Source organism: Barnesiella sp. CU968 (genome assembly GCF_905219685.1).
GTDB lineage: Bacteria > Bacteroidota > Bacteroidia > Bacteroidales > Muribaculaceae > Lepagella > Lepagella muris_A.
In genome coordinates this window covers 1-1573 of the sequence record NZ_CAJMXD010000531.1, presented here as the reverse complement: position 1 = coordinate 1573, position 1573 = coordinate 1, and the positions used below count along the sequence as shown (strand labels likewise).

At 42.6% G+C, this 1573-nt stretch carries 2 protein-coding genes; one reads left to right on the top strand and one right to left on the bottom strand.

The features are described 5' to 3' along the window. Nucleotides 1-1047 (bottom strand): AI-2E family transporter (locus JX312_RS13425; RefSeq protein ID WP_204458419.1); only part of this gene is annotated, 1047 nt, incomplete at its 3' end. A gap of 130 nt (nt 1048-1177) precedes the next feature. Between JX312_RS13425 and JX312_RS13420 the strand changes: the two genes are divergently transcribed. Next, nucleotides 1178-1348: a hypothetical protein gene (locus JX312_RS13420; RefSeq protein ID WP_164916490.1), complete on the top strand. Its 171-nt coding sequence runs from the start codon at nt 1178-1180 to the stop codon at nt 1346-1348. Nucleotides 1349-1573 lie beyond the last annotated feature (225 nt).

The following is a 1573-nucleotide window of genomic DNA, read 5'->3' as shown; positions in this document are numbered from 1 at the left end:
TATGTATTGTTTGTAATAGGCAATGATGATGGCGGTGAGANGAAGAGCTATTATCATCCCGATTATACCAAGCAAGGTGCCCCAGATAGAAAGCGAAAGGAGAATTATCGCAGGATTCAGACCAAGAGTCTTTCCCATGATCTTAGGTGTCAGGAGATAGTCACAGATGCATTGGCTTATCACATAAACCAATGCACATTTGCCAAGTTCAGGCCAGAATTCACAGGTACCTGTCATGGAATTTATATAACACAGAATTATCACGGGTATCAGTGTCACATATTGAAAATATGGAATCATATAGAGTAAACCTACTGTGATTCCCATCACTATCGCGAGTGGAAGACCGACAATGGAGAATCCGATGCAATAGAACACTGCGGCACAACACGCAATCACAGCCTGACTGCGGAAATAACGATCCATGTTGTCTTTTATGTCGTCAAGCACCGGATACGTTTTTTCGCGGTATTTCGGTGGCACCAGCAGACGGAATCCCTGCATGATTCGTTTGTAATCAAGCAAAATAAAAATCACGTAAATAAATGTGAGGAGCCATTCTATCGTGTGCATCAGGAAGTCAACCGTGGCGGCAAGAACAGTTGTGCTTTTGTTCAAGACCGCCTCCATCCGGCTTCCGCTAAGGTATTTCGAGATATTCTCATGGCTGAAATAACGAGAAAAATATTCATGTATCTCCGGCGGTATGAAAGAGGAATGATGTCTCGGTGATGTTTTCATCATAGCTTCAAGCTGAGTTATTTCGTCTATTGCAGAAGGGATAAAAAAATAGGCGAGTATTCCGAATATCAGTGCCGCTTCCAGAAGAGTGAGAAAGACAGGAATCGAACGGTGTCTCAGCTTCAGATGCTTTTGCTGGAACTCCACGACAGGTTCCAGGAGGTAGGATATGATGCATGCGACGCAGAAGGGTAGCAGCACATTGCTCAGTATGCCGATAAGCCACACTGCCACTGCGATAATGGCAAGAGTCGCTATTACCCGTATTACCCGGTCGAACGTTATGGCGCGTTTGCTGTCAGACATAATTTTTTGTTGTAAAGTTTACCTATAGAATAACTTGGGACATGAAAAAGTTCGAATAGCCGCTTTAATGAACCATCCGGTGATAACCGGTGTTTTAGAAATGAAACTTAATTATAAAAAACACATCATTATGAGTCACGAACAAGAACATGCTCATTGCCATTATGGCGTGAAACTGGGATTTAAGATTGCAAAACTTGTACTTTCAGCGGCTACTGTGGCTGTAGGAGTATTCATGGTTCAGGAAATACATAAGGTGCATCGCGCCATAGAAAAGCACGAACACCGCAAACTCCTCTGACCTCTAATCGAAGCAATCATGATAAAGCGGATTGGAATCCACTGATTCCGACCCGCTTTGCTGTTACATATGGCGAGACTTTTTCAAGAGGATTAAATCCGACAGTGGGTATAGGTGTGAACAGGCTGAGTCTTTGTTTCGTTAATCATATGTCTAGTCCGGAAAAGTGTTGACCGTCAGATTCAACATTTTTTAGTAAAATGTGTGAAGAAAACAAAAAATTCT